This is a genomic window from Methylocucumis oryzae (assembly GCF_000963695.1).
GTDB classification, from domain to species: domain Bacteria; phylum Pseudomonadota; class Gammaproteobacteria; order Methylococcales; family Methylomonadaceae; genus Methylovulum; species Methylovulum oryzae.
The window spans coordinates 1-1,280 of the sequence record NZ_LAJX01000336.1 but is presented as its reverse complement, the minus strand read 5'-3'; the positions used below and the strand labels follow the sequence as shown (position 1 = coordinate 1,280).

Annotated in this window: 1 protein-coding gene and 1 pseudogene; both read left to right on the top strand. The window is 55.5% G+C overall.

The window, feature by feature from the left end; genetic code table 11:
- Window positions 1-214: 214 nt before the first annotated feature.
- On the top strand, window positions 215-1,042 hold the full coding sequence (locus VZ94_RS21230) for a polysaccharide biosynthesis/export family protein (RefSeq protein WP_052700819.1): 828 nt from the start codon (window positions 215-217) through the stop codon (window positions 1,040-1,042).
- A pseudogene (locus VZ94_RS27445) lies at window positions 1,030-1,280 on the top strand (polysialic acid transporter); the annotation flags it as partial. The gene VZ94_RS21230 and the pseudogene VZ94_RS27445, both read left to right, overlap by 13 nt.

Below are 1,280 nucleotides of genomic sequence, written 5' to 3'. Positions count from 1 at the left end.
AGCACCAACCCAGCCGCAATACGCACAAGAACCACGTAGACTGTACAACAGCATTGTCAGCACCCTGGTCATTCTTATCAGTGCCGGTATCATCTACTTGCTCAGCGCGATTATTCGCGACCACCGAGATTAACCCATGCAAGAACCACGTATACCCCCATTCACAACCCGCATGAGCCTGATAACCCACTATCGCCTGTTAGCGCTGCTCCTGATGCTGCCTTGGTGTGTCGTCTACGCGACGGATGCCAACGACCCCTACGGCGTCAACCGAGTGATAGGCTTATCGGCCAATCCCAGCGCTAGCAACACCGTAACAACCAGCACGGCCACCACCGCGACGACAGCACCAGTCGTGGCCGTACCTAACTTACCCACCGCGCCAGCCACTGCACTCTCCAGCAGCTTATCCGGTGGCAGCAACACCAGCGCAGCACCCGTCTCCATCACACAACCGCAAGCACCGGCTTTCTTTGACTACTCGACTAACCTGAGCAGCGACGTGTTCGGCGCTAATTTATTTACCGGCTCGTTTGCCCGCAGTGGCGCAACACCGTTTAACCCAGACTATATCGTCAACGTCGGCGACAACATCCAACTACGTTTCTGGGGCGCGTTTGAATACGACTCAGCCCTAACAGTCGACCCACAAGGTAACATCTTCGTCCCGCACGTCGGTCCCGTGCGCGTATTAGGCGCACGCAACCAAGACCTACAACGCCTGGTCGATAGTGCGGTACGGCGTATCTTTCGTGCCAACGTCTACAGCTACGCCAGCTTAGCTGCCGCCCAACCGGTACGCGTCTATGTCGCAGGCTTCGTCAACCGGCCAGGCCTGTACAGCGGCACCAGCATGGACAGCCTGCTCAACTACATCGACCAAGCGGGCGGCATCGACTTAGAACGCGGCTCGTTTCTCAACATACAAATCAAACGCAACGACTACACCCGTGCCACGATAAACCTCTACGATTTCATCCTACAAGGCCGAATGCCCATCGTACAACTTGGCAACGGTGACGTAATTTTTTGTCGCGCCTAGACAAAAACACCGTCAAAGTCACCGGTCTTGCCGGTAATGCCAAACGCTTTGAATTCTCCGATCACGCACGCAGCGTACAAGACTTGATTAGCGTCGCCAAACCCCAAGCGCAAGCCACGCATGTACGCGTCACGCGCAACACCGGCACCACCAAAAACGTCGAATACTACCCGCTCAATCAAGCACACCAAGTCATGCTCAACAGCGGCGACGAAATAGAATTCACCGCCGACAAAAA

Excerpts from the sequence above, each read along its gene's own strand:
- VZ94_RS21230 (WP_052700819.1), top strand. The coding sequence starts at position 215 with ATGCTGCCTTGGTGTGTCGTCTACGCGACGGATGCCAACGACCCCTAC.